This is a genomic window from Amycolatopsis sp. CA-128772 (genome assembly GCF_002904295.1).
In the GTDB taxonomy this organism is placed as follows: domain Bacteria; phylum Actinomycetota; class Actinomycetes; order Mycobacteriales; family Pseudonocardiaceae; genus Amycolatopsis.
Genome location: NZ_PPHG01000052.1, coordinates 47,861 through 72,384, shown reverse-complemented (window position 1 = coordinate 72,384; position 24,524 = coordinate 47,861). Strand labels below are relative to the sequence as shown.

Genomic DNA, 24,524 nt, shown 5'->3' with positions numbered 1-24,524 from the left:
GCCGGCGGCGCAAGACCGGTGCTGGTACGGCCGAACCGGCAGCCGGCGGCGCAAGACCGGTGCTGGTACGGCCGAACCGGCAGCCGGCGGCGCAAGACCGGTGGCTGGCATAGCCGAACCGGCGGCCGGCAGCGCAACCCGAGCAAGGACGTCACCAGACCTCCCCCGCCCCTCATCCCAGCGGCCCTTCAGTCGGCGCTCGGGTTTGTCAAGGCACGCTTTCCCGCCTTGACAAACCCGAGCGCCGACTGAAAATCCCACCGGAGGGGCGGGGGAGGTCGGACCCGCTTGGCTGCGGCAGAGAATTCACCCGCGGCAGATTCAAAAGCATGTCCTCGCCGGACAGGCAGGCTCTGGGATGACCATCCCGACCCGCTGCCATCTAGCGTTGCAGAGATGGGCCGCCGGGTGGTCATCCCGTCGCCTGATTGAGGCCTATCACTTTGAGCCGGGCCCGCAAGCTTGCGCTGTCCTGTTCACTGGCACCGTACGTTGCGGGCCCGGCTCGAAGTGATTTGACGGCCTCAGGCGACGGGATGACCACCCAGCTCCTCTGTCGGGGTCGGGTGGGCGCTCACGATCGGCGGATCAGCTCGTCCGCCACCCACTGCGCCACCCCCTCCGGGTACGGATTCGGCAGCCCCAGCACGAAATGCCCGAATCCCGCGCCCGCCGCTTCCGCGATCTTCCGCCGGGTCACCTCCGGCCGCTCGTAGTCCACCGGCAGGAAGATCGACCGCACGATCTCCGCCGGGTTGCGGCCGATCTCCTCGCAGTACCTGTCCAGCAACCGGCTTCGGCCGGCCAGGTCCTCGATGTCGCCGCCGCCCGGGATGTTCCAGAGGTTTGCGTGCTCCGCCACCACTCGCAGCGTCGCGCTCGCGCGGCCGCCGATCATGATCGGTGGGTGGGGGTGCTGGACCGGGCGGGGATTGCCGAACGCGCCGCTCAACGAAACATGCGATCCCGAGAAGTCGAACGGCGACGTGGATGTCCACAAGCGACGGATGACCGTGCACGCCTCCGCCAGTGCCGCCACCGCGTCCGCCTGGTCGTGGTACGGCAGGCCGTGGGCGTCGTACTCCCGGCGCGCCAGCGGGTGGCTCGGGCGGGAGCCCGCGCCGATGCCGAAGTCGAGGCGGCCGCCCGAGACGATGTCCACCGTGGTGGCGATCTTCGCCAGCATCGCCGGCGGGCGGAACCGGTTGCTCGTCACCAGCAGGCCGAGGCGGATCCGCGACGTCTGGGCCGCCAGGGCCGAAAGCAGGGTCCACCCCTCGAAGATCGGGCCGTCCGGGTCGCCGGCGATGGGCATCAGGTGGTCGAACAGCCACGCGTGCTCAATCTCCGGGACCGTGTCGGCTTCCCGCCATACGCGCACGATCTCGTCGTACCCCACCTGCTGGGGCGCGGTCATGATGCCGAAGCTCATCGACGCCTCCGCAGCGCCGGGTCGAGCAGGGCCGGCGGGGTGTCGAACTTCTCGTCCGGGGCCAGGTCGGTGCCCGGCGCGACGACGGCGTCGATCGCGTCGAGGACGTCGGCGGGCAGCACGGTGTCGGCCGCCGCGAGCTGGGACGTCAGGTGCTCCAGGGTCCGCGGGCCGATCAGCGCGCTCGTCACGCCGGGGTGCGCGGTGACGAAGCCGAGCGCGAGCTGGATCAGGGTCAGCCCGGCCTGCTCGGCGATCTTCGCCAGCTTCTCGACGGCGTCGAGCCGGGCCCGGTTGGCCGGGACGCCGAGGTCGAAGCGCTGCGGCAGGACCTTCGCGCGGTTGCCGCCGATCTCCCGGCCCGCGCGGACCGCCCCCGACAGCCAGCCCGACGCCAGCGGGCTCCACGCGAGCACGCCCATCCCGTACTCCTCGGTCACCGGCAGCACGTGGGCTTCGATGCCGCGCTGCAGGATCGAGTAACTGGGCTGCTCGGTGACGTACCGGCCGAGGCGGTGCTCGCGCGCCGCCCACTGCGCCTGGACGATGCGGTACGCCGGGAAGGTCGACGACCCGAAGTAGCGGATCTTGCCCGCCCGCTGCAGGTCGGTCAGCGCGGAAAGCGCTTCCTCGTCGCTCGTCGCCGGGTCCCAGCGGTGGATCTGGTAGAGGTCGACGTGGTCGACGTCCAGGCGGCGCAGGCTGTCCTCGAGCGCGCGGACCAGCCAGCGGCGCGAGTTGCCGCGGTGGTTGCGCTCCTCGCCCATCGGCATGGTCGCCTTCGTGGCCAGCACGAGGTCGTCGCGGCGGCCGGCGATCGCCCGGCCGACGAGCTGCTCCGACTCGCCCTGGCCGTACATGTCGGCGGTGTCGATCAGGTTGACCCCGCCGTCGAGCGCGGCGTCGACGATGGCGGTGGCCTCGTCCTGGGTGACGCTCCCGATCGCCCCGAAGTTCATCGCGCCGAGCGCGAGGGTGCTGACCTGGACGCCGGTGCGGCCCAAGGTGCGGTACTGCATGGGAAGTGCCTCCGTGTGGCATCATGAGCAACCGGAACGTTGCTCCGCTAACGATACGGAACATTGTTCCGCTTAGCAACCGGGAGGATCGTGTGGGCGAACCCAGGCCCAAGCGGGCGGATGCCCGGCGCAACGAAAAGACGTTGCTGGACGCGGCGGCCGCGGTCTTCGTCGCGTCCGGCGTGGACGCGCCGGTGCGTGACATCGCGGCGAAGGCCGGCGTCGGGATGGGCACGATCTACCGCCACTTCCCGACCCGGGCGGACCTCGTCATCGCCGTCTTCCGGCACCAGGTGGACGCCTGCACGGAGGCGGGACCGGCCCTGCTGGCCGCGAACAGCTCGCCGTACGCCGCGCTGGCGCAGTGGATCGACCTGTTCGTCGACTTCCTGGTGACCAAGCACGGGCTCGCCGGGGCGCTCCAGTCGGACAACGCCGGTTTCGAATCGCTGCACGCGTACTTCCTCGACCGGCTCGTGCCGGTGTGCGCCGAGCTGCTCGACGCCGCCACCGCGGCCGGCGAGATCCGGGCCGAGGTGGCGCCCCTGGACCTCATGCGCGGGGTCGGCAACCTCTGCATCGGCGCGGACGACCCCCGGTACGACGCGCGCCGGATGGTGAAGGTCCTCGTCGCGGGCCTGCGGTGCGGCACGATGGGCGCATGACGGCGTGGCGGGAGTTCGAAGCGGCGGAGCGGGAGTTCGCCCGGCGGGTGCGTGCCCTGTTCGACGCGCACAAGCACAAGACGATCGCGACCCTGCGGGCCGACGGGTCGCCGCGGATCTCCGGGATCGAGACGGCCTTCGAGGACGGTGAACTCGTCTTCGGTTCGATGCCGCACGCCCGGAAGGGCGCCGACCTGCGCCGGGACCCGCGGTTCGCGCTGCACAGCGCGACGGTCGACCCCGTCGAAGGCGCGGAGGCGCAGTGGCCCGGGGAGGCGAAGATCGCCGGGCGGGCGCGCACCGGGGACGGTGAGCGGTTCGAGGCCGACGTCGCCGAGGTCGTGCACACCCACCTCAACGAGGCGGCGACGCTGCTGGTCGTCGAGTGGTGGACGCCCGCGGGCGGGCTGCGCAGGGTCGGGCGCGAATAGCCCGGAACTCGCCGAACCGGGCGCAGCTGTCTCCGTCGATTGAATGGGTGGCCGACTTCCGGCCCGGCTGAGGGCTACTCCACGGTGACGGACTTGGCCAGGTTGCGCGGCTTGTCGATGTCGTAGCCCAGGGTCAGCGCGGCGTGGTAGGCGAGCAGCTGCAACGGGATGGTCAGCAGGATCGGGTCGAGCTCCGGCTCGGTCTTGGGCACCACGATCCGCGGGACGTCGAGCTCGCCGAAGTCGACGCTTTCGTGGGTCACCGCCAGTACCGCGCCGCCGCGGGCCCGGATCTGCTGCACCGCGGCCAGGTTGCGCTCGGTCAGCTCGTCCGCCGGGACGACGGCGACCGTCGGGAGCGCCTCGTCGATCAGGGCCAGCGGGCCGTGCTTGAGCTCGGAGGTCTGGTACGCCTCGGCGTGGCGGTAGGAGATCTCCTTGAACTTCTGCGCGCCCTCCCGGGCCACCGGGTAGCCGCGGACGCGGCCGACGAAGAACAGGCTGTTCGCGGCGGCCACGCTCTTCGCGTGCTCGGCGATTTCCGGTTCGCCGTCCAGCACGGACTGGATCTGGCCGGGCAGCGCGCGGATCGCGGTGATGATCCGCTGACCGTCCGCATTGGACAGGTCGCGGACCCGGCCGAGCGAGAGCGCGATCAGCGCGAAGCCGACGGCCATGTTGGTCAGCGCCTTGGTCGACGCGACCGCGATCTCCGGACCGGCGTGCAGGTACACGCCGCCGTCGCAGGCACGGGCGATCGTCGAGCCGACTACGTTGACCAGGCCGACGACGCGGCCGCCCTTGCGCTTGATCTCCTCCACGGCGAAGGCGGTGTCGATCGTCTCGCCGGACTGGCTGACCGCGATGTAGAGCGTGTCGGCTTCGATGATCGGGTTGCGGTAGCGGAACTCGGACGCGGCCTCGGCGTCGGCCGGGATCCGGGCCAGCTCCTCGATCATCGTCGCGCCGATCTGCCCGACGTAGTAGGCCGAGCCGCAGCCGAGGATCTTCACGCGGCTGAACCCGCGCAGCTCGCGCGGGCTCAGGTTGAGCCCGTCGAGGCGGGCGACGCCGAACCGGTCGTCGAGGCGGCCGCGGATCATCCGCGCCACGGAGTCCGGCTGCTCCTGGATCTCCTTGGCCATGTAGTGCGGGTAGCCGCCCAGGTCGAGGTCTTCGGCGGCGATGTCGATCTCGGTGGCCGGCTTGGTCGTGTCGCTCTCGTCGACGGTGAAGGTGCGGTAGCCGGTGGCGAAGACGGTGGCGAACTCGCCGTCGTCGAGGTGCGCGACCTGCGAGGTGTGCCGGACGAGCGCGGCGAGGTCGCTGGCGACGAACATCTCGCGCTCGCCGACGCCGATGATCAGCGGCGAGCCGTTGCGCGCGATCACGAGGCGGTCCGGGTGTGCGGAGTCGGTGACGGCGATCGCGTACGTGCCGGTGATCCGCGAGACCGCTTCGACGACGGAGTCTTCGAGGGTGTCGGCGGCCGAGCGCGCGATCAGGTGGGCGAGGACCTCGGTGTCGGTCTCCGACGTGAGCGTGACGCCGGCGTCGGCGAGCTGGGCGCGCAGGGCGTCGGCGTTGTCGATGATGCCGTTGTGGACGACGCTGATGCGGCCGTCCTCGGACGTGTGCGGGTGTGCGTTGGCCTCCGACGCCGGCCCGTGGGTGGCCCAGCGGGTGTGGCCGATGCCGACCTTGCCGGTGAGCCGCTTGGGCAGCGCCGCGGCGAGGTTCCGCACCCGCCCGACGACCCGGTGGACCTGGGTGTTCTTCGTGCCGAGCACGGCGATCCCGGCCGAGTCGTAGCCGCGGTACTCCAGCCGTGTCAGGCCTTCGAGCAGGATGGGGGCGGCGTTCTGGCCGCCGATGTAGCCGACGATTCCGCACATGGGCGAACCTTTCTAGCCGTAGACGATGCGGCGCAGCTGCCGCTGCGACAGGACGGGCGCGGCCACCAGCCGGCCCCGCAGCTCGGCGGCGATCAGCGGGAAGATCTCGGGGTTCTTCCGGCCCTCGGCCTGCAGCTCGGTGTGCCGGCGGCGGACGTAGGCCTCGGTGGGCGTCCGGTAGAAGGCCAGGACGTCGTCGACGACCCGGGCCGCCACCCCCGGCGGCAGCCCGGTGGACGCGGCCACGCGCTCGACGATGTCGGTCTCCTCCACGCCGGCCATCATGCCCGTTCGCGCGCCGAACCCCAAATTCTTGCCCGAAATCGGGCAAGATCTAATTGGTTGGACAGGCCTGCCGGCGCCGGGACAGGGTGGAGGGCGTGGAGCAAGCAGCCATCTGGGACGCCGAAACGGCCGAGCGCTACGACACGCCGGGCCGCGGCATGTTCGCCCCCGAGGTCGTCGGACCCGCGGTGACGCGCCTGGCCGCGCTCGCGGACGGCGGCCGGGCGCTGGAGTTCGCCATCGGCACCGGGCGCATCGGCGTCCCGCTCGCCGAGCGCGGGGTGCCCGTCACCGGCATCGAGCTGTCCGAGCCGATGCTGGCCCGGCTGCGGGCCAAAGCCTCGCTCCCGGTCGTCGTCGGGGACATGGCGACGGCCACCGCGCCCGGCCGGTTTTCGCTGGTCTACCTGGTCTACAACACGATCTCGAACCTGCTGACCCAGGACCAGCAGGTCGAGTGCTTCCGCAACGCCGCCCGCCACCTGGACCCGGGCGGCCGGTTCGTGGTCGAGCTGGGCGTCCCCGAGCTGCGGCGGCTCCCGCCCGGGCAGGACGCGCTGGTCTTCCACGCCGATTCCGGGTACGTCGGCGTGGACACCTACGACACCGTGCGCCAGCACCTGGTGTCCCACCACTTCACGTTCGGCGACGGCCGGCAGGCGCGGGTGGGCCGCTCGCCGCACCGCTACGTCTGGCCGGCCGAACTCGACCTGATGGGCCGGCTGGCGGGGTTCGAGCTGGAGTCCCGGCACGCGGACTGGGCCGGCGCGGAGTTCACCACGGAGTCGGGATCGCACGTGTCGGTGTACCGGCTTCCACCAGCGGGAGCCGGACCGTCGCGTGCGGGATGATCCCCAGCCCGGTCAGCGCGGCCTTGGTGTTCGCCGCGCCGGTGCCGGCGCGCATGAGGCGGTCCACCAGCGGGAGCAGGTCGTCGTTGACCGCACGGGCCTTGACGAGGTCGCCGTCGCGGACGGCCCGGATGAGGTCCGCGGTGCGGCCCGCCGCCACGTTGCCCACGACGCTGACCAGGCCCGCCGCGCCGCACGCGAGGTACGGCAGGTTCAGCTCGTCGATGCCGCAGTAGTACGCGAGTGACGTGCGGGACAGCACCGTCATCGCCTCGAACAGGTCGCCCTTGGCGTCCTTGACCGCCCGGATCCGCGGGTGCCCGGCCAGCTCGGCCAGCGTCGACGGCGTCATCGCGACGCCGGTCCGCGCGGGGACGTCGTACAGCATCACCGGCAGCTCGGTGGCGTCGGCGACGGCCACGCAGTGGGCGATCACGCCGGCCTGCGTCGGGCGCGAGTAGTAGGGGCAGACGACCAGCAGCGCGTCGGCGCCGGCCGCCTCGGCTTCCCGGGCGCGCCGGACGCTCGCGGCGGTGTCGTAGGTGCCGACGCCGGCGATCACCCGCGCGCGGCCGCCGGCCCGGGCCACGACGTCCCGGACGAGCCCGGCGGCTTCGGCGTCGGAAAGGGTGGGGGACTCCCCGGTGGTCCCGCCGACGACGAGGCCGTCGCAGCCGGTGGCCAGGAGGTGGTCCACGAGCCGGGCGAGGCCGGGGGCGCTGAGCCCGCCGCCGGGCTGCATGGGTGTCACCATCGCGACGAGGTTGGTGCCGAACTCGGTCATGGGCCGACCTTGCCGCGGCGGGACCGTTGCGGTCCAGCAATGCTTTTTTGCCGATACTGCGTAGTGTGGCTTCATGATCGAGGTGGGTGCGCTGCGGGCGTTGCGGTCGGTGGCCGCGCTCGGGACGCTGGCGCGGGCGGCCGAGGAGCTCGGGTTCACCGCGTCGGCGGTTTCGCAGCAGATCAAGCGGCTGGAGCGCCAGGTCGGGGTCCCGGTGCTGGCGCCGGCGGGCCGCGGGGTGGTGCTGACCCCGGCGGGACAGGCGATCGTCGACTCGGCGCCCGAGGTGTTCCAGGCGCTGGAGCGCTGCGCCGAAGCCGCGAAGTCGGTCTCGGCGGGCGCGCCGCGCGGGTCGCTCCGGGTGGCGGCGTTTTCGACGGCGATCCGTGGCCTGCTCGCGCCGGTGGTGCCGCGACTGGCGGCTCGGTGCCCTCAGCTGCGGGTGGAGGTCACCGAGCAGGACCCTGATGAGGCTTTGCGCAGCGTCGGCGCGGGCACGGCGGATCTGGCGCTGGTCCACGACGCGGACGGGTTGCCGCCCTCGCCGCCGGCACCGTCGCTGGTTTCGCGGTGGGTGCACACCGACGTCGGGGACCTGGTGATGAGCCGCACGCACCCGCTGGCCGCGGGGCCGCTGGGGCAGGCCGAGCTGGCCGGCCACGCGTGGGTGACCAGCCCGCCGGGAACGGTGTGCCACCAGTGGTTCCGGCGCCTGTTCGCGGACGCGCCGGCGGAGCCGGACGTGCGGCACTCGGTGGACGACTTCGCGACGCAGCTTTCGCTGGTGGCGTCGGGACAGGTGGTCGCGCTGATCCCGCGGCTGGCCCGGCCGCCGCTGGGGGAGGAGCTGATCGCCCGGCCGCTGGCGCGGGCGCCGAGGCGGGAGGTGCGTGCGGCTTGGCGGCGGAGCGCGGAGGCCAGCCCGGCGATCCGGGCGGTGCTGGCCGAGCTGACCCCGGTTCCCGCGGGACCAAGGCCGGCGGGGTGACGCCGCCGATCACGAAGAGGCGCTGGGCCGGTCGCCGCCGCGATCGGCTTCACGTGGCTCGCCGATGGTGCCGGCCCGAGGACCACCGCGACCGTGGTCCTCGGGGCCGCGGCCGTCGTCCGGCCCGCGCTGACCCGGCGGCCGATCGGGTGCCGGCCGGGGAAACCGGGCGCGCAGCCACGCCCGCTTCGGCTACCTCGGACTCGAGGTGCTGAAGGTGGCCGCACTGGTCACCTTCGGGGTGCTCAGTCTTCGACCGCGTCCTCCGCGGTCGGGTAGGTCGGGAAGAAGTCGGCCAGTCCGATCAGCGCGAACGTCCGGGCGAGCCGGTCGGGGACCGCCGCCAGTGCGACACCCGCGCCGGCCGCCTCGGCCACGTTGCGGGCCGCGATCAGCGCCGAAATCCCGCTGGAGTCGCAGAACGTCACCCCGCCCAGGTCCACCACCAGCAGCTGGCCGGCCGCCGGCGCGGCGGCGTCGGCCGCGGCGCGGAGGCGGGGGGCGGTGGCCACGTCGAGGTCGCCCGCGACGGTCACCACCGGCCCGGCCGCGGTGGGGCGGGTGGTGACGGAGAACGGCACGGTCACGCTCGATCGCCTCCGGGGACGCTCAACACGAGCAGCGCGGTGTCGTCTTCGACGCCGTCGCCGAAGCCGGCGAGCAGGTCGGTGACCGCCCCGGCCACGGTGGCCGCGGTGGCCGGCCGCAAGCCGGACAGGTCCGTCTGCAACTGCTCTTCGCTGTAGCGGACGCGGCCGTGCGCGCGGGCCTCGGTCAGCCCGTCGGTGTAGAGCAGCAACGTGTCGCCCGGGGTCAGGAGGACGTCCACGGTGGTGAACCGCGCGTGCGGGAACGCGCCGACCAGCTGGCCGCCCGGCGCGGACAGGAACCGGGACTCGCCCTCGGCCGGGATGAGCAGGGCCGGCGGGTGGCCGCCGGTGGCGAGGGTGACCGCGGCGCCGTCGCCGCGGCGCTCGATGTGCCCGTGGATGACGGTGCAGTAGCGCGGGTCCGAGCCGCGGTATTCGTGGTGGAGCACGGTGTTGAGCCGCTCCAGCACGGTGACCGGGTCCGGGTCGGACGCTGCGGCCGCGCGCAGCGTGTAGCGCGCCAGGGACGTCACCACGGCCGCGGCGGCGCCCTTCCCGGACACGTCGCCGAGGAAGAACCCCCAGCGCCCGCCGGTCAGCGGGAACAGGTCGTAGAAGTCGCCGCCCACCTCGTCGGCGGACGCGGGGTGGTAGTACGCCGCGACCTCCAGGCCGGGCACCTCGGGCAGCGCCGGCGGCAGCAGGGTCTGCTGCAGCGTCCGCGCCAGCCGCTGCGCCCGGTCGCGTTCGCGCTCGGCCTCTTCCCGCGCCCGCAGCAGTTCCTGCTCGTAGGCGCGCCGGTCGCGCGCGTCGAAGATCGTGGTCCGGATCAGCTGCGCCTGGCCGTCGGTACCGGTCTTGACCGTCGAGGTCACCAGCACCGGCAGCCGGGTGCCGTCCGCCGCCTTCAGCTCGAACGCGACGCCGCCGAGCTGGCCCTGCATGCGCAGCAGCGGCGCGAAGTGCGTCTCGTGGTAGATCCGGCCGCCGACGGTCAGCAGGTCGGCGAACCGCAGCCGGCCGACGACCTCGTCGCGTTCGTGGCCGAGCCAGCCGAGCAGGGTCGCGTTGATCTTCGCGATCGTGCCGTCCAGCAACGTCGAGAGGTAGCCGCAGGGTGCGTGCTCGTAGAGGTCTTCCGCGCTGTCCTCCAGGAGTGCGGAGAACGCCGGGCCGGCGCTCTCCCGGTGACCGGGGCCGGGGTGGTCCCCGGCCTCGCACATCACGGTCCGCCCACGAACGCCGTGATCGCGGCCGCCGTCGCTTCCGGTGCGCTGAGCTGCGGGCAGTGCCCGGTCGCGGCCAGCGTCACCAGCGTGCTGCCGGCGATCCGCTCGTGGGTGTAGCGGCCGACCTCGGGCGGCGCGATCGCGTCGTTCGAGCAGTCGAGCACCAGCGTCGGCACGCTCACCGCGGCCAGGTCGGCCCGGTTGTCGGACAGGAACGTCGTCCGGGCGAACACCCGGGCGATCGCCGGATCGGTGCGGCAGAAGCTGTTCGTCAGTTCCTCACCGAGTTCGGGGCGTTCCGGGTTGCCCATGATCACCGGGGCCATCGTCGCCGACCAGCCCAGGTAGTTCGATTCGAGCGAGTCGAGCAGTTCGTCGATGTCGGCGCGGCTGAACCCGCCGCGGTAGTCGCCGTCGTCGAGATAGCACGGCGACGGGGTGAGCAGCACCAGCTTCGCGAACCGGTCCGGCTCGCGGTTGGCGGCCAGCACGGCGATCATCGCGCTCACCGAGTGGCCCACGAGCACGACGTCCCGCAGGTCCAGTTCGCGGCAGATGGCCAGGACGTCGTCGGCGTAGCCGTCGAGGCTGCCGTAGCGCTCCGGCGTCCAGGCCGACAGGTCCGAGCGCCCGGCGCCGGTGTGGTCGAACAGCACGACCCGGTAGCGCGCCGCGAGGTCCGGGACGACGAGCCGCCACAGGTTCTGGTCACAGCCGAAGCCGTGCGCGAGGAGCACGGTCGTGCCTTCGTCCCGGCCGGTGACGGTAACGTGGTTCCTGCTGCGCATGCTCACCGGGACATCCTGCCCCCTGGTCACCCGGCGAGCGCGGCGGCCCGGGTGGTGGCGACGCCCAGCGCGTCGTGCAGGCCGGTCAGGCCGAGGGTCCGGTGCACGATCCCGGCTTCGGGCGCGACGACCCGGACGCCGGTGGCGGGGCCGGCGGTGCGGCGCGCCTCGACCAGGACGGTGATGCCGATGGAGGCGAGGAAGGACACTTCGGACAGGTCGATCACCAGCCGCGCCGGCGCGTCGGCCAGTGCCGTGGCGATCTCGTCGCTCAGCAGGGGGGCGCTGAGCAGGTCGAGCTCGCCCGCCACCGCCAGCACGACCGCGTCCCCGGTGCGCTCCGCCGTCACGTGCAGGAGGTCCTGGGGCCGGATCCGGTTGCCGTCAGACGTCACGGTGACGCCCCGACTGCTCAGCCGACCGTGATGCCATGCCGGTCTCCTTTCTTGGTCAGTCCTCTCCGGATCGGTCATACCCCGGCCTGCCGATGGGCAAACATCGCTTCGTGACCCGAATGGGCGCGCGTCACCGCGCGGCGCTCCGGCTGGGGTGGGGCGAGTTGCCGGAGTTGACCGGCGGGGGTTGCGGCCGTGCGCATCCGGGCCGGCCGAGCGGCTGCGCCCCGGCCGCCGCGGTCGCCGCGGGCGGCATCGAGGGTGGCTGAGCGGCCGCCCGGGTGCGGTTTCGCTCGCCGGAAACCTTCGGCCGAGAGCGCCGGAAGCGGCACTCAGTTCAGCGGCTCGGACCGATACCGCGCGATCCGGTCCGACAGCGTCTTCACCGCCGGGTCGCCGTGGTGCTCGAGCAGCAGCCGCTCGAGCGGGGCCAACCGGTCCTTCGGCCGTACCGAGCCGACGTGGGTGGCCAGGTCGATCGCCTCGGTGCCGATGCGGGTGGCCTCGTCGAAGTCGCCGCGGCTTGCGTGGTTCTGGGCCAGCATGATCAACGTCAGCGAGCGGCTGCGGGCCATGTCCGCGCCGTAGCGGGCCGCCGCGGCCGTCAGCTCCGTGATCGCTTCGCCGTGGTGGCCGCCGGCCAGTTCCGTCAGCACCGTGCCGCGCATCGCCGCCATGTCCGCGTCGCCGAAGAACGCCTCCCACGGGCGCGGCTCCGGCCACCCGTCCGCCTCGGCGAACGCCGCCTCGGCCTCCGCCAGGCAGGTCAGCGCGGTCCGTTCGTCGCCGCCCATGGCGAACGCCCAGGCTTCGTTGGCCGCGAGGATGGCCGTCGCGCGGCGGGAGCCCGAGCGCCGGGCCGCCGCGCGGCCGCGGGCGAACTCGGCCAGCGCGCCCGGGGCGTCGTGGTGGTGCAGGTGCACGCGGCCGAGCCGGTAGTGGATGTTCGCTTCCAGGCTGTCGTTGCCCGCTTCGGCCGCGAGCGCGAGCGCACGCTCGAACCGGCGGCGCGCGGGGACCGGGTGGCCGGTGTCGAACTCCGTCCAGCCCAGCAGGTTGTGCACGTCGGCCAGGACCGTGTGCAGCCGCGCGCGCAACCGGTCCGGCACCGTCCCCCAGTGCAGCAGGAGACTCGCCGTCTTGACCACCCGGACGGCGTCGCGGCAGAACCCGCCGCCCTGCCGGTAGTCCAGCGCACGCAGGACGCCGACCGCTGCTTCCAGCTCTGCGACATCGGCGGTTTCGATGCCGATCGGAAGGGACCCGCCATCACCCGTCATCGTCACCATGACCTCACCTCGCGCGGTTCGCACGCACGGTCAGTCGTCGTTGCCGGCGAGACGGGAGTACCCCGGGCGGCCCGCGCGGAAACTGAGCCGTCCGGGGAATCACCTGTCGGTGCGCCGCGACAGCGGGCGCCTGACCGTCCGATGTGGACTTCGGCTGGGTGCGGTGGTCAGCGCAGGAACCGCGCCAGTGGCAACCGGGCCTGGGCGGCGGCCCGCGCGACCAGGGCGACGAACACCTCGGCGCCGTAGCGGCTCAGGTGCGTCGCGTCCTCGACGCCGTCGTGCGCGACCGTCAGGTACAGCGGCCAGGACGCCGCCTCGCCCAGGCTTTCCAGCAGGGCCCGGCTGCGCGCGGTCAGGTCGAGCAGCGGGATCCGCTGCTGCCGGGCGACGTCCCGCAGCACCGCGGGCAGGTCGACGCCCAGGTTGTTGACCACCAGGCCGAGCGGCGTGAGCTCCCGTCCGGGCCGAACCGGTGCCGCACCGGGGCGTGACCAGCACCGGCGCGCCGCCCTGCGCCCGGACACCGTCGATCAGGGTGGCGAGGTTGGCGCGGTAGCCGGCTTCGGTGGTCTGCCTGTCGTCGTGCGCCGGCTGGGTCAGCGCCGTGTCCCCGGGCCGGATCATCGGGCGCCCCCGGGCACGTCGAACGAGCACGAGTCGGCGCACACCGTCCGGCCCGGCCGGGGTCCACCAGGCCGCCGAACGCCACCACGGCGCCCGCGACGCGATCCGGCTGGCCGGGCGGGCACGAGCTCGGGCGCGCGGCGGCGGCCCTGGTCATCGCCGAGTCGCAGGCGCCGGCCGAGCACGAGCACCGGCACGTCGTGTTCACCCCGGAGCTGGTGGTCCGGGAGTCGAGCCGCCGGCCGCGGCGGGTGCGCCGGTCATGACCGACGTCGGCAGAGGACCGGCGGCGGTATCGAGAAAACGCTTTCAACCTATCGGCCCAGCAGCTTAACCGTTAAGCAAGCCAACGGATTTCGGCCGCCGCGGCCGGTGTCCGGCGGCTGTCTCCCGTGTTACCGTGGGAGCGCTCCCACCTCGGTCCTGTTCCTGTCGAGTCCGTCTCCAGGAGGTCGGTAATGAACTGGCGATTCCTCCGCGCGGTGGTGGCCGGCCTGCTGCTGGCCGCCTGCGCCGTCGTGGCGCCTGCCGGGCCTCCCGCGGCCCGTGCGGCCGCCGCCCCCGCGCGGGTCATGGCGCTCGGCGACTCCATCACCGGGTCACCCGGCTGCTGGCGCGCCCTGCTGTGGAAGCACCTCCAGGACACCGGCCACACCGACGTCGACTTCGTCGGCACGCTGCCGGCCCAGGGCTGCGGGTTCCCCTACGACGGCGACAACGAGGGCCACGGCGGGTTCCTGGCGACCGGGATCGTCCGCGACAACCAGCTGCCCGGCTGGCTGTCGGCCACGCACCCGGACATCGTCCTGATGCACCTGGGCACCAACGACGTCTGGAACAACATCCCGGCGAGCACGATCCTGGACGCCTACACCACGCTGCTGGGCCAGCTGCGGGCGGCCAACCCGGCGACCAAGCTGATCGTCGCCAAGATCATCCCGATGAACCCGGGCAACTGCGCCGCGTGCGGGCAGCGGGTGGTGGACCTGAACAACGCCATCCCCGGCTGGGCGCAGGCGCACTCCACCGCGGCGTCGCCGATCACCGTGGTCGATCAGTGGACCGGGTTCGACACCGCGGCCGACACCGGCGACGGCGTGCACCCGAACAGCACCACCGGTATCCAGAAGATGGAGAGCCGCTGGTACCCGGCGCTGGTGGCGGCGCTCGGCACGGACACGCCGGCCGCGACCGGCCTCCACGTCGACGGGACCCGGATCCTCGAAGCCAACGGCAGCCCGTTCGTGATGCGCGGAGTGAACCACGCCTACGTCTGGTACCCGGCCCAGAACCGGGCCTTCGCCGACATCAAGTCCTTCGGTACGAATACCGTCCGGGTCGTGCTCGGCAGCGGGCAGCGGTGGGGACCGACGCCGGCCGCCGAAGTCACCGGCGTCATCGGGCAGTGCAAGCAGAACCGCCTGATCTGCGTGCTCGAAGTGCACGACACCACCGGGTACGGCGAGCAGAGCGGCGCCGCCACCCTCGACCAGGCGGCGAGCTACTGGATCAGCGTCGCCGGCGCGTTGCAGGGGCAGGAAAACTACGTCGCGATCAACCTGGGCAACGAGCCGTTCGGCAACGACCAGCAGGTCAGCGCGACCTGGACGACCGCGACGAGCAACGCGATCAAGCGGCTGCGCGCCGCCGGGCTGCAGCACCTGCTGCTGGCCGACGCGCCGATGTGGGGTCAGGACTGGCAGAACATCATGCGAGACAACGCGGCCACGGTGTTCGACGCCGACCCGCAGCGCAACACCGTGTTCTCCATCCACATGTACGGCGTCTACGACACCGCGGCCGAGATCACCGCGTACTTCGACAGTTTCCGCACCGCCGGGCTGCCGCTGGTCGTCGGCGAGTTCGGGAGCATGCACACCGACGGCAACCCCGACGAGGACACGATCATGGCCCAGGCGCAGGCCCGCGGCCTCGGCTACCTCGGCTGGTCGTGGAGCGGCAACAGCAGCGACGTCGCCTACCTCGACATGACGAACAACTTCGATCCGGCCAGCCTGACGACGTGGGGCGACCGGTTCCTCAACGGCGCCAACGGGATCCGGCAGACGTCGAAGGAAGCCACCGTCTACGGCGGCGGCCCGGCCGACACCCAGGCGCCGTCCGTCCCCGGCACGCCGGTCGTGTCCGGGGTGACCGCCAGCGGGGCCACGCTGAGCTGGACGGCGTCGACCGACAACGTCGGCGTCACCGGCTACGACGTCCTCCGGGCGCCGGGGGCGAGCGGCGGGACGTTCGCCGTGGTCGGTTCGGCCGCGACGACGTCGTTCACCGACAGCGGGCTCGCCGCTTCGAGCACGTACCGGTACCAGGTACGGGCCCGGGACGCCGCCGGGAACACCTCGGCCGCCTCCGGAGCCGTGACGGCGACGACGAGCGCGGGCAGCGGCGGCGCGTGCAAGGTGGCCTACGCCGCTTCGAACTGGGGCGGGGGCAACGGGTTCACCGCCAACGTCACCATCACCAACACCGGCACGAGCGCGGTCACCGGCTGGACGCTGGCCTTCAGCTTCGCCGGCGGCCAGCAGGTGACCCTGCCCGGCTGGGGTGCCACCTTCACCCAGTCCGGTGCCGCCGTCACCGCCAGGAACCTGAGCTATAACGACACGCTGGCGCCGAACGCCTCGACCGGCATCGGCTTCAACGGCACGTCCGTCGGCACCAACCCGGCGCCGACGGCGTTCACGCTCAACGGGAGCACCTGTTCGGCCGGCTGAACACAGCCACTCAGGACAAAGGAGTCCTCATGCCCTTCCGGCAGCGAGCGGTCGTTCTCGCCGGCCTGGCCGCGGTCACCCTGGTTCCCGCACCGGCGGTGGCCGCGGCCGTCACGGTCAACGTGCGCAACCCGGAGGGACAGCCCACCGGCCAGGGCGGCGCCCCGCTGGTGACGTACCTGGCCGGCGGTTCGACCGTCTGCGACCAGCCCACCGCCCCCTGCACCGGCTGGGGTCAGGTCCTGCCCACCGCGGTGCGCAGCGGTGCCGTGATCGCCGGCTACGCAGGCTCCGGTGAGAGCTCGGGCAGCTGTCGGCCCTCGTCGTGCAGGGCATCCGTGAGCTGAACCTCGTCCCCTTTCTGCGCTGACCCAGGAACGGAGTACCCATGCGCAACTCGAGCAGGCGGCTCGTCGTGGCCGCCGCGGCCGTGGTCGCGGCGGGCCTGATGCCCGCCCCCGCCACCGGTGCGGCCACCGCGCCGCAGATCGACCGGCTGAACCGCGGGGTGGTCAGCGTCCACACCGCCCAGGGCAACACCGTCGGCTGGCGGCTGCTGGCCGACGACCCGGCCGGGGTGGCGTTCACCGTCTACCGCGACGGGACCCGGGTGACCGCCGAGCCGGTCACCGGGCCGACCGCCTTCGTGGACGCGGGCGCGCCCGCGGGAGCCCGGTACACCGTGCGCGCGGTGGTCGGCGGGGTCGAACGGATGTCGGCCTTCGCCGCCGAGGAGTCGCTCACCCTGACCAGCGGCGCCGCGGCGAGCACCCGGGACATCCCGATCCAGCCGCCCGCCGGCGGCACCACCCCGGCCGGGGAGAGCTACACCTACACCGCGAACGACGCCAGTGCCGGTGACCTCGACGGCGACGGCCAGTACGAGATCGTCCTGAAGTGGGACCCGACCAACTCCAAGGACAATTCGCAGTCGGGCTACACCGGCAACGTCTACGTCGACGCCTACCGGCTCGACGGCACCCGGCTCTGGCGGGTCGACCTCGGCCGCAACATCCGTGCCGGCGCGCACTACACGCAGTTCCAGGTCTTCGACTACGACGGCGACGGCAAGGCCGAGGTCGCGATGAAGACCGCGGACGGCACCCGTTCGGGCACCGGCCAGGTGCTCGGGAACGGGAGCGCCGACTACCGCAACTCCAGCGGGTACGTCCTTTCCGGCCCGGAGTTCCTGACGATGTTCAACGGGCAGACCGGCGCCGCGGTGTCCACGGTGAACTACGACCCGCCGCGCGGCACGGTGTCCTCGTGGGGCGACAGCTACGGCAACCGCGTCGACCGGTTCCTCGCCGGGACGGCCTACCTGGACGGGTCGCACCCGAGCCTGATCATGAGCCGCGGCTACTACACGCGCACGGTCATCGCGGCCTGGGACTTCCGCGGCGGCGCGCTGACCGAGCGGTGGAAGTTCGACTCGAACTCGGCCGGCTCGCAGTACACCGGCCAGGGCGACCACCAGCTGGCCATCGCGGACGCCGACGGCGACGGCCGCGACGAGATCGTCTTCGGCGCCATGGCGATCGACGACAACGGCAGTCCACTGTGGAACACCCGGATGGGCCACGGTGACGCCATGCACGTCGGCGACCTGATCCCGAGCCGGGCCGGGCTGGAAGAGTTCAAAGTGGACGAAGACAAGGCCAAGCCCGCCGCCTGGATGGCCGACGCGAAGACCGGGCAGATCATCTGGCAGAACACCTCCTGCAACTGCGACAACGGACGTGGTGTCTCCGACGACATCTACGCCGGCAGCCCCGGCGCCGAATCGTGGTCGTCCGCGGTGTCCGGGCTGCTGAACACCAGCGGCCAGAACATCGGGCGCAAGCCGTCGTCGACGAACTTCGTCATCTACTGGGACGGCGACGCCCAGCGCGAGCTGCTGGACGGCACCCACATCGACAAGTACGGCACCGGCGGCGACACCCGGCTGCTCACCGGCTCCGATGTGCACGCGAACAACGGCACCAAGAGCACGCCGTCGCTGCAGGCCGACCTGTTCGGTGACTGGCGCGAGGAGGGCATCTGGCCGACCTCGGACAACCGGGCGCTGCGGATCTACTCGACCACGGACGCGACGAGCATCTCGCACGTGTCCCTGATGCAGGACCGCCAGTACCGCGAGGCCGTCGCGTGGCAGAACACGGCTTACAACCAGCCACCGCACGCCAGTTTCGCGTTGGCGCGGTGATGGCGTTGCCAGGCTGGTCTTCGACTTCTCCCGGGTGAGCGACGACTGCCGGATCAAGGGCTTCGACGTCACCGGGAACCACCTCCACCTCAAGGGCCTGGAAGTCAAGGGCGTGCCCCAGAACAACAACCTGAACCACGAGTCGTGGGGCGACTGGATCTCCGGCAGCGACAACACCTTCGAACGGCTCGACCTGCACAACAACATGGGACCTGGCATCTTCGTCCAGGACGGCGGCGGGAACTTCGTCGTCGATTCCGATGCCCACGACAACTACGACCCGCGCACGTTCAACGGCGCCGGGGAAAGCGCGGACGGCTTCGGTGCATCACCTCCGCCGGTGCGGCGGTCGGCCTCGGGAACCTGCGCAACAACCTCGCCTACCAGGGCACGCTGACGCCGAACATGTCCGGCACGAACGCCTCGTGCAACTCGTGGAACCTCGGCGTCACCCTGTCGGACGCGCAGTTCCGGAGCGTCTCGACGACCGGCTGGGACGCCCGGCGCCAGGCCGACGGCAGCCTGCCGGTGCTGCCCCACCTGCGCCTGGCCGCGGGCAGCAGCCTGATCGACAAGGGGGTCGACGTCGGTCTGCCGTACACCGGGAAGGCGCCTGATCCGGGCGCCTTCGAGTCCTGACGAGGGAACCGCTTTCAGCCGTGCACCGGCCGGGTCCGGGTACGCCTGAGCCACGGACGCCGGTCCGGCGGCGTAGGCTCGGTGCGTGCTGAAGCCGACCGAGCAGGAGCGCGGGCCCTCGCCGCGGGCCCGCGACCACGTGTGCCGGGGGTACCGCCGCCGGGCCGAGTTCGTCGCCCACGCGCAGGAGTTCCTGGCCGAGGGCCTGGCCGCCGGCGAGCGGGTCCTCTACGTCGCCCCGGGTGACGAGGCGGCCCTGACCGGCCAGCTGCGCGAGGACGACCGGTGCGGCGAGGGCCTGGACAGCGGCGCCGTGCAGGTCACCTCGGTCGATAAGACCTACCGCACGGGCACCGTCGTCGACCCGGCCGGCCAGGTGGAGCGCTACGCGGCGGCCACCTCCGAGGCGCTGGCCGCCGGGTTCACGGGGCTGCGGGTCGCGGCCGACGTGACGTCGCTGGCGCGCACCCCGGCCCAGGTCGACGCCTTCGCCCGCTACGAGCACCTGGTGGACCACTACATGGCCGCCCACCCGATGTCGGCGATGTGCGCCTACGACGTCGGCGAGCTCGGCGGCGAGGTCGTCGCGCAGCTCGCCTGCATGCACCCCCACGCCAGCGAGGGCGCGACCCCCTTCCACCTGCACGGACACGGGCGCGACGGGAGCACCGCCGCGCTGGACGGGGACCTCGACCTGGAGTCCCGCGGGCTCTGGCCGCTGGCCCTGGAACGCGCCGGCCTGCGGGCCTCGGCGGGCACGATCGAGATCGACGCCACCGGGCTCGGCTTCGTCGACCACCGCAGCCTGTTCGCGCTGGCCGACTACGCCGAGCGGCACGCCGCCACGGTCGTCCTGCGCACGCAGCTGTCCACCCCGGCCCGGCTCGTCGAGCTGCTCGACCTGCCCGGCGTCCGCGTGGAGCGCGCCGCGTGAGCGCCGGCCGGGTGGCCGCCCGCGGGTACGACCACGCCGCCGTCCACTACACCTCCGACGCCGAGCTGCTCGCCGTCGCGGTGCCCTTCCTCGAGCGGGGGCTCGCGGCCGGCGAGCCGACCGTCGTGTCCCTGGAGCCGGAGCGTGCCGAGCTGGTGCGCAGCGCCCTGCCGGCGGCCGCGCGGGTGGACTACCTGGCCGCGGGCGACCTGTACGCGCGGCCCGCGGCGGCCATCCGGTCCTACCGGGACATGATGGCCGGGTTCGTCGCCGGCGGCGCCGCCGGCATCCGCATCTTCGGCGAGCTCCCGCAGGCGGCGATCGACACGTCCTGGGACTGGTGGGCCCGCTACGAGGCGGCCGTCAACCACGCCTACGACGAGTTCCCGCTGCGCAGCATCTGCGCCTACGACATCCGCACGACACCCCGGCACGTCCTCGACGACGTCGCCCGCACCCACCCCTTCGTCGCCACCCCCGACGGCGGCCACCACACGAACACCGGGTACATCGACCCGCTGTCGTTCCTGACCGTCCAGCGGCCGTTGACGCCGCTCCCGATCGAGCTCACCGAGCCGTGGGTGGAGCTGGCCGACCCCCGGCCATCGGTCGCGCGCCGGGCCGTCGTGGCCGCCGGCCCGGCCACCCTGCCCGAAGGCGAACTCGACGACCTGGTGTTGGCGGTCAGCGAGATCGTCGACAACGCCCTGCGCCACGGCCGCCCCCCGGTCCGGGTGCGCATCTGGGCCGACGCCGAGCACGTGGTCGTCGCGGTGCACGACTCCGGCGAGGGGCCCGACGACCCGTTCGCCGGTCTGCTCCCCGCCGACCGCCGGGTCGGCGGCCGCGGGCTGTGGATCGCGCATCAGGTTTGTGCCCAGGTCACCCTGCACCACGACGAGACCGGCTTCACGGTCCGCCTCGCGGCAGGGCGGCTGCCGGCTCCGGTACCGCGGGGCTGACCGGGGCAGCCGCGGAGGGAGCCGGCCGGGTCGGCTGGCTCGGCTTGGCCTGGCCGGGGTGGCGGGGCTGACCGGGGCAGCCGCGGAGGGAGCCGGCCGGGTCGGCTGGCTCGGCTTGGCCTGGCCGGGGTGGCGGGGCTGACCGGGGCAGCCGTGAAGGAACCGCGCGAACGGCGCTGCTTGGATCGGCTGGCCCGCCGCCGGCTCAGGCGCAGCGGGGCTGACCCGGACAACCCCGGAGGAACCGCACGACCGGTGCGGTCTGGATCGGCTGGCCCGCCTTGGGCTGGCCGTGCGGCCAGCTGATGGACACCGCGACCGCCGAGGAGTTGTTGCGGTAGTCCGTCTCCAGCAGCGTGCGGTCGGCGTTCACCGTGTTCACCAGGTCGTAGGTGCCGGCCGGGACGCGGGTGATGTCCAGCCACTGGAAGTCGACGGTGTACTTGTAGTCGTCGCCCGACCCGACCGAGATCCCTTCGAGCACGTCGAGGGCGCCGGGCTCGTGGTGGCGGCACATGTTGTCGCGCAGGGTCGCGGCCAGGTCGGCGTCGGGGCCGGTGCCGCCGGGCACGCGGGCGAGCCGGCCGGCGTCGGCCACCTGGAACCGGTCGCCGAGGCAGAAGCCGTTCTTGCGGTCGGTGACCACGGTCTTGCCCTGCGGGGACACCAGCGCGAAGTGCTCGAAGTTCATCAGGTGCCAGTGCTGGTGGGCGGGCGCCGGTTCGTAGTACGTGAACGCGTGGCTGGCGCGTTGCGCCGCCGGGTAGCCGCCCGGGATCGAGCCGTCGGTGCTGCTGCGCAGCGCCTGGCGGACGGTCATGGTGTCCTGCTTCGTGCTGTCGCGGCGGCCGAAGAGCAGCAGCGGCCCGTCGCCGACGTTCTCCTCCGCGCTGGTGAACCGCAGCCGGACGGCCTTCGCCACGGACGCGTCGACGCAGGGGCCGTTGGGCGTGGCCGGATCGATCACCGGGCACACGTCCCAGGCCGTGCACGTCGTCAGCAGCCCGCCGCTGCCGCCGGGGCACCCCGGCAGCGCCTGGCGCAGGTCGGGGAGCAGGTAGTCCGGGCCCTCGCCGGCCTGCGGAGCCGAGGCGGAAACGACGGCCGAAAGCGCGACGACCGCCGATACCACGAGTTTCTTGAGCAAGAGGGGACCGTCCTGTCCGGTATTCCGACGGGGATCATTCTAGGGCCACCGCAATTCCCCGATGGCGACACCGCAATGTCACTCGATCGACTGAGTCGCCCCCGGTTCGGCGGTTCCGGTCAGTAACGTGCGGGCGAACTCCCCGCCCCGGAAGGACCTGCGCATGCCGACGACCACCGCGGATTTCCGTGACAGAGCCCCGGAAACGCTGCCCGCCGGCGGTGGCGGGATCACCCTGGTCTGCGGCACGCGGCCGGAGCTGATCAAGCTCGCCCCGCTGATGCGGCTGCTCGGGGACGACTGCGCCGTCGTCTACACCGGACAGCACTACGACCGCTCGCTCTACGCGCGCATCCGCGCGGACCTGCCGCCCTCGGACCGGTTCCGCGAACTCGGGGTGGGGGCCGGCCGCCGCGGGGGCCAGCTCGGCCGGACGGTCAGCGCGGTCGACGAGGTGCTGGCGGCCCGCCCCGGCCGGGTGGTCGTCGTGCAGGGCGACACGACGTCCGCGCTCGCCGGCGCGCTGGCGGCCAACGCGCACGACCTGCCGCTGGTGCACGTGGAAGCCGGGCTGCGCAGCCACGACCGGGCGATGCCCGAAGAGCACAACCGCGTGCTGATCGACCACCTCGCCGACCTCTGCTGCGCGCCGACCGAGCTCAACCGCGCGAACCTGCTGGCGGAAAACGTGCCCGCCGGCCGGATCGCCGTCACCGGCAACACCGTCGTCGAAGCGCTGCAGGCGGCGTTGCCCTCCGCCGAGGACCGGCGTTCCGTCCTGGCCGCCCGTGGCCTGGCGCGCGACCGGTTCGTGCTGGCCACCATCCACCGCCCGGAGAACGTCGACGACCCCGCACGGCTGGCCGTGATCCTGCGCGAGCTGGGCCGCCTGCCGCTGCCGGTGGTGTTCCCGCTGCACCCCCGCACGGCCAGGAGCGTCGAGGAGGCCGGGCTGCGGCCCCTGCTCGACCGGCTCGTCGAGCTGGAACCCCAGGCGTACCCGGCGTTCCTCGCGCTGGCCGCGGAAGCCGCGGTGATCGTCTCCGATTCCGGTGGCATCCAAGAGGAAGCGAGTGTCCTCAAGCGACCGGTCGTCGTCGTGCGGCGCAGCACCGAGCGGCCGGAGATCGCCGGCACGTTCGGGACGCGGGTGCTGCCCGGGCCGGGGATCGGCGCCGAGGTCGCCCGGTGGCTCGACGACGTCGCCGGCCACCGGGAGCGCCTCCGGCACCTGCCGTCACCGTACGGCGACGGGTCCGCCTCCGCGCGGGTCGTGGCCGCCCTCGGCCCGCTGCTCGCTCAGCGGGCGGCCTCGGCGACCGCCGGCTGATCCTCCCACGCGGCCGGGATCCGGCTGGTGACGTCGTTCGCGAGCGCCACGCTCGAGTTCCAGCTCGTCACGTCCGGGTAGACGTGGGCCGTGGTGGCCAGCAGCAGGTTCGTGCCGTCCACGGTCACCGGCGGCCGCGCGGCGAGGTAGCCGAGCGGGTACACCGGTTCCACGAACGGCGCCTTGAACACCCGCACGTCCTCGATGCCGTCCGGCCCGAGCTCGGGGTACAGGCCGCGCAGCTGGGCCGACCAGCGCGCCGCGATCGCCGCGTCGTCGTCCAGGTACAGCTGCGAATCGCGGTCGGTGTAGTGCATGACGTACACGACGTGCCGGCCGCCGTAGGCCTCGCTGCCGGCCAGCGCGGACATCGCGACGACGCCGTCGAACTCCGTGCCCGAGTGCAGCACCGGGGTCCAGTAGTGCTCGGTGACCGGCTCCCGCAGGAAGAACACGCCGGTGACCACGCCCTGGTACGGCAGGTCGGTCGTGGGCAGCCGGGCGGCGAGCGCGTCGTCGGCGATGCGCCGCAGCAGGGGCAGCGGCACGGTGGAGACGACGTGGTCGGCGTCCAGCACCTCGCCGCCGGTCAGGGTGAGGACCGAGCGTCCGCCCGTGCTGTGCAGCCGCCGCACGGGGGTTTCCGTGCGCACGGTGCCGCCGGCCCCTTCGATCGACGCCCGCAGCGCGTCGATGATCGTCTTGTAGCCGCCGTCCGGGTAGCCGCGGGTGGCGACGTTGCGCTCCCGGCCCAGCCGCTGCCACAGGTACAGCGCCGGCACGTCCCCGAAGGCCGGGCCGAACTTCGAGCCGAACATCGGCGCGAACAGCCGTTCCCAGACGACGTCGCCGTACAGCCCGCGCAGCCAGTCCTCGGTGCGCAGGGTGTCGAGGTCGCGGCCCTGCCCCAACCGGCGCAGCAGCAGCGAAACCACGCCGAAGCGCACGCGGTCGGGCAGCCCCAGCGCGGAGAACCGGAGCAGGTCGAGGGCGGAGTTGAACGGGTGCCGGCGGCCCTCGACGACCATGCCCATGGTCGTGTCGCGCCACCGCACGGAGTCCCGCAGGCCGAGTTCGCCCAGCAGGGCCAGCAGGCTCACGTCGGAGGGCATGATGCAGTGGTAGAACCGCTCGACCCACCGGTCGTCGCAGGCGAAGAACGTGCCGAGGCCGCCGAGCTGGTCGCTGCTTTCCAGCAGGGTCACGCGGGTGCCGCGGCGGACGAGGCGATGGGCGGCGGCGAGGCCGCAGATGCCGCCGCCGATCACGGCGACGTGCGGGGGTGTGGCAGGGTCGGTCACCG

Annotated in this window: 25 protein-coding genes; 12 read left to right on the top strand and 13 right to left on the bottom strand. The window is 72.9% G+C overall.

Annotated features, from left to right (window positions below; all coding sequences use genetic code 11):
* Positions 1-574: 574 nt before the first annotated feature.
* Together C2L59_RS18675 and C2L59_RS18670 are read right to left on the bottom strand one after the other, a co-directional pair.
* Positions 575-1,432 carry an LLM class flavin-dependent oxidoreductase gene (locus C2L59_RS18675; protein WP_103350775.1) on the bottom strand — a complete coding sequence of 286 codons (858 nt, stop codon included), beginning with the start codon at positions 1,430-1,432 and terminating at the stop codon, positions 575-577.
* The gene (locus C2L59_RS18670) at positions 1,429-2,451 is read right to left on the bottom strand and encodes an aldo/keto reductase (protein ID WP_103350774.1); all 1,023 of its coding nucleotides are present in this window, start codon (positions 2,449-2,451) and stop codon (positions 1,429-1,431) included. Before C2L59_RS18670 ends, C2L59_RS18675 begins: the two co-directional genes overlap by 4 nt.
* Before the next feature lie 92 nt (positions 2,452-2,543).
* Between C2L59_RS18670 and C2L59_RS18665 the strand changes: the two genes are divergently transcribed.
* Both C2L59_RS18665 and C2L59_RS18660 read left to right on the top strand, forming a co-directional pair.
* Positions 2,544-3,116, top strand: a complete 573-nt coding sequence (locus C2L59_RS18665; RefSeq protein WP_103350773.1) for a TetR/AcrR family transcriptional regulator — start codon at positions 2,544-2,546, stop codon at positions 3,114-3,116.
* Positions 3,113-3,547 (top strand): pyridoxamine 5'-phosphate oxidase family protein, encoded by a 435-nt coding sequence (locus C2L59_RS18660; protein ID WP_103350772.1) that lies wholly within the window; start codon positions 3,113-3,115, stop codon positions 3,545-3,547. Before C2L59_RS18665 ends, C2L59_RS18660 begins: the two co-directional genes overlap by 4 nt.
* 74 nt (positions 3,548-3,621) lie before the next feature.
* Here the strand turns inward: C2L59_RS18660 and glmS are convergent, their stop codons facing one another.
* Both glmS and C2L59_RS18650 read right to left on the bottom strand, forming a co-directional pair.
* Complete coding sequence (gene glmS, locus C2L59_RS18655; protein ID WP_103350771.1) at positions 3,622-5,442, bottom strand: glutamine--fructose-6-phosphate transaminase (isomerizing); 1,821 nt, start codon at positions 5,440-5,442, stop codon at positions 3,622-3,624.
* Between the two features lie 12 nt (positions 5,443-5,454).
* The gene (locus tag C2L59_RS18650) at positions 5,455-5,727 is read right to left on the bottom strand and encodes a hypothetical protein (RefSeq protein WP_103350770.1); all 273 of its coding nucleotides are present in this window, start codon (positions 5,725-5,727) and stop codon (positions 5,455-5,457) included.
* Positions 5,728-5,885: 158 nt separating this feature from the next.
* Here C2L59_RS18650 and C2L59_RS18645 point away from each other — a divergent pair, with 158 nt between their 5' ends.
* Positions 5,886-6,578: a class I SAM-dependent methyltransferase gene (locus tag C2L59_RS18645; protein WP_103350902.1), complete on the top strand. Its 693-nt coding sequence runs from the start codon at positions 5,886-5,888 to the stop codon at positions 6,576-6,578.
* Here the strand turns inward: C2L59_RS18645 and dapA are convergent.
* Positions 6,502-7,362 carry a 4-hydroxy-tetrahydrodipicolinate synthase gene (dapA, locus tag C2L59_RS18640; protein WP_103350769.1) on the bottom strand — a complete coding sequence of 287 codons (861 nt, stop codon included), beginning with the start codon at positions 7,360-7,362 and terminating at the stop codon, positions 6,502-6,504. The genes C2L59_RS18645 and dapA overlap by 77 nt on opposite strands.
* A 73-nt stretch (positions 7,363-7,435) precedes the next feature.
* Between dapA and C2L59_RS18635 the strand changes: the two genes are divergently transcribed.
* The gene (locus C2L59_RS18635) at positions 7,436-8,350 is read left to right on the top strand and encodes a LysR family transcriptional regulator (protein WP_103350768.1); all 915 of its coding nucleotides are present in this window, start codon (positions 7,436-7,438) and stop codon (positions 8,348-8,350) included.
* 245 nt (positions 8,351-8,595) lie between these two features.
* Here the strand turns inward: C2L59_RS18635 and C2L59_RS18630 are convergent, their stop codons facing one another.
* From C2L59_RS18630 to C2L59_RS49060, 6 genes are all read right to left on the bottom strand, one after another.
* The gene (locus tag C2L59_RS18630; protein ID WP_103350767.1) at positions 8,596-8,937 is read right to left on the bottom strand and encodes an STAS domain-containing protein; all 342 of its coding nucleotides are present in this window, start codon (positions 8,935-8,937) and stop codon (positions 8,596-8,598) included.
* Complete coding sequence (locus C2L59_RS18625) at positions 8,934-10,163, bottom strand: PP2C family protein-serine/threonine phosphatase (RefSeq protein WP_103350766.1); 1,230 nt, start codon at positions 10,161-10,163, stop codon at positions 8,934-8,936. The genes C2L59_RS18630 and C2L59_RS18625 overlap by 4 nt, the downstream gene beginning before the upstream one ends.
* Positions 10,163-10,963 carry an alpha/beta fold hydrolase gene (locus C2L59_RS18620; RefSeq protein ID WP_103350765.1) on the bottom strand — a complete coding sequence of 267 codons (801 nt, stop codon included), beginning with the start codon at positions 10,961-10,963 and terminating at the stop codon, positions 10,163-10,165. The genes C2L59_RS18625 and C2L59_RS18620 overlap by 1 nt, the downstream gene beginning before the upstream one ends.
* Before the next feature lie 20 nt (positions 10,964-10,983).
* Positions 10,984-11,352, bottom strand: coding sequence for an STAS domain-containing protein (locus C2L59_RS18615; RefSeq protein WP_233223562.1), 369 nt, complete (start codon positions 11,350-11,352; stop codon positions 10,984-10,986).
* Positions 11,353-11,684: 332 nt separating this feature from the next.
* Positions 11,685-12,641 (bottom strand): hypothetical protein, encoded by a 957-nt coding sequence (locus C2L59_RS18610; RefSeq protein WP_103350763.1) that lies wholly within the window; start codon positions 12,639-12,641, stop codon positions 11,685-11,687.
* A gap of 167 nt (positions 12,642-12,808) precedes the next feature.
* Positions 12,809-13,078 (bottom strand): hypothetical protein, encoded by a 270-nt coding sequence (locus C2L59_RS49060; protein ID WP_233223561.1) that lies wholly within the window; start codon positions 13,076-13,078, stop codon positions 12,809-12,811.
* A 648-nt stretch (positions 13,079-13,726) separates the two neighbouring features.
* Between C2L59_RS49060 and C2L59_RS18595 the strand changes: the two genes are divergently transcribed.
* The 7 genes from C2L59_RS18595 (at position 13,727) to C2L59_RS18570 (ending at position 20,744) form a co-directional block, all read left to right on the top strand.
* Positions 13,727-16,003: a cellulase family glycosylhydrolase gene (locus C2L59_RS18595; RefSeq protein WP_103350762.1), complete on the top strand. Its 2,277-nt coding sequence runs from the start codon at positions 13,727-13,729 to the stop codon at positions 16,001-16,003.
* Positions 16,004-16,032: 29 nt separating this feature from the next.
* Positions 16,033-16,350, top strand: coding sequence for a hypothetical protein (locus C2L59_RS18590; RefSeq protein WP_233223560.1), 318 nt, complete (start codon positions 16,033-16,035; stop codon positions 16,348-16,350).
* Between the two features lie 41 nt (positions 16,351-16,391).
* Complete coding sequence (locus C2L59_RS18585; protein ID WP_103350761.1) at positions 16,392-18,209, top strand: rhamnogalacturonan lyase; 1,818 nt, start codon at positions 16,392-16,394, stop codon at positions 18,207-18,209.
* Positions 18,210-18,243: 34 nt separating this feature from the next.
* Positions 18,244-18,606 carry a hypothetical protein gene (locus C2L59_RS49050; protein WP_233223559.1) on the top strand — a complete coding sequence of 121 codons (363 nt, stop codon included), beginning with the start codon at positions 18,244-18,246 and terminating at the stop codon, positions 18,604-18,606.
* 8 nt (positions 18,607-18,614) lie between these two features.
* Positions 18,615-18,848 (top strand): hypothetical protein, encoded by a 234-nt coding sequence (locus C2L59_RS49045; RefSeq protein ID WP_233223558.1) that lies wholly within the window; start codon positions 18,615-18,617, stop codon positions 18,846-18,848.
* Between the two features lie 85 nt (positions 18,849-18,933).
* Complete coding sequence (locus C2L59_RS18575) at positions 18,934-19,782, top strand: MEDS domain-containing protein (protein WP_233223557.1); 849 nt, start codon at positions 18,934-18,936, stop codon at positions 19,780-19,782.
* The gene (locus C2L59_RS18570; protein WP_103350760.1) at positions 19,779-20,744 is read left to right on the top strand and encodes a sensor histidine kinase; all 966 of its coding nucleotides are present in this window, start codon (positions 19,779-19,781) and stop codon (positions 20,742-20,744) included. Before C2L59_RS18575 ends, C2L59_RS18570 begins: the two co-directional genes overlap by 4 nt.
* 205 nt (positions 20,745-20,949) lie before the next feature.
* On the opposite strand, the gene C2L59_RS18565 is transcribed toward C2L59_RS18570, so the two are convergent.
* Positions 20,950-21,891 carry a lysyl oxidase family protein gene (locus tag C2L59_RS18565; protein ID WP_103350759.1) on the bottom strand — a complete coding sequence of 314 codons (942 nt, stop codon included), beginning with the start codon at positions 21,889-21,891 and terminating at the stop codon, positions 20,950-20,952.
* A gap of 163 nt (positions 21,892-22,054) precedes the next feature.
* Here C2L59_RS18565 and wecB point away from each other — a divergent pair, with 163 nt between their 5' ends.
* The gene (gene wecB / locus C2L59_RS18560) at positions 22,055-23,221 is read left to right on the top strand and encodes a non-hydrolyzing UDP-N-acetylglucosamine 2-epimerase (protein WP_103350758.1); all 1,167 of its coding nucleotides are present in this window, start codon (positions 22,055-22,057) and stop codon (positions 23,219-23,221) included.
* Here the strand turns inward: wecB and C2L59_RS18555 are convergent.
* Positions 23,191-24,522 (bottom strand): NAD(P)/FAD-dependent oxidoreductase, encoded by a 1,332-nt coding sequence (locus C2L59_RS18555; protein ID WP_103350900.1) that lies wholly within the window; start codon positions 24,520-24,522, stop codon positions 23,191-23,193. The genes wecB and C2L59_RS18555 overlap by 31 nt on opposite strands.
* Between the last annotated feature and the right edge of the window lie 2 nt (positions 24,523-24,524).

Bases quoted from the DNA above. Each gene is read 5' to 3' on its own strand.
- C2L59_RS18660 (WP_103350772.1), top strand. From the start codon at position 3,113: ATGACGGCGTGGCGGGAGTTCGAAGCGGCGGAGCGGGAGTTCGCCCGG.
- C2L59_RS18595 (WP_103350762.1), top strand. From the start codon at position 13,727: ATGAACTGGCGATTCCTCCGCGCGGTGGTGGCCGGCCTGCTGCTGGCC.
- C2L59_RS18610 (WP_103350763.1), bottom strand. From the start codon at position 12,641: ATGGTGACGATGACGGGTGATGGCGGGTCCCTTCCGATCGGCATCGAA.
- C2L59_RS18675 (WP_103350775.1), bottom strand. From the start codon at position 1,432: ATGAGCTTCGGCATCATGACCGCGCCCCAGCAGGTGGGGTACGACGAG.
- C2L59_RS49045 (WP_233223558.1), top strand. From the start codon at position 18,615: ATGTCCGGCACGAACGCCTCGTGCAACTCGTGGAACCTCGGCGTCACC.
- C2L59_RS18650 (WP_103350770.1), bottom strand. From the start codon at position 5,727: ATGATGGCCGGCGTGGAGGAGACCGACATCGTCGAGCGCGTGGCCGCG.
- C2L59_RS18670 (WP_103350774.1), bottom strand. From the start codon at position 2,451: ATGCAGTACCGCACCTTGGGCCGCACCGGCGTCCAGGTCAGCACCCTC.
- C2L59_RS18590 (WP_233223560.1), top strand. From the start codon at position 16,033: ATGCCCTTCCGGCAGCGAGCGGTCGTTCTCGCCGGCCTGGCCGCGGTC.
- wecB (WP_103350758.1), top strand. From the start codon at position 22,055: ATGCCGACGACCACCGCGGATTTCCGTGACAGAGCCCCGGAAACGCTG.
- glmS (WP_103350771.1), bottom strand. From the start codon at position 5,442: ATGTGCGGAATCGTCGGCTACATCGGCGGCCAGAACGCCGCCCCCATC.
- C2L59_RS18645 (WP_103350902.1), top strand. From the start codon at position 5,886: ATGTTCGCCCCCGAGGTCGTCGGACCCGCGGTGACGCGCCTGGCCGCG.
- C2L59_RS18625 (WP_103350766.1), bottom strand. From the start codon at position 10,163: ATGTGCGAGGCCGGGGACCACCCCGGCCCCGGTCACCGGGAGAGCGCC.
- C2L59_RS18635 (WP_103350768.1), top strand. From the start codon at position 7,436: ATGATCGAGGTGGGTGCGCTGCGGGCGTTGCGGTCGGTGGCCGCGCTC.
- C2L59_RS18585 (WP_103350761.1), top strand. From the start codon at position 16,392: ATGCGCAACTCGAGCAGGCGGCTCGTCGTGGCCGCCGCGGCCGTGGTC.
- dapA (WP_103350769.1), bottom strand. From the start codon at position 7,362: ATGACCGAGTTCGGCACCAACCTCGTCGCGATGGTGACACCCATGCAG.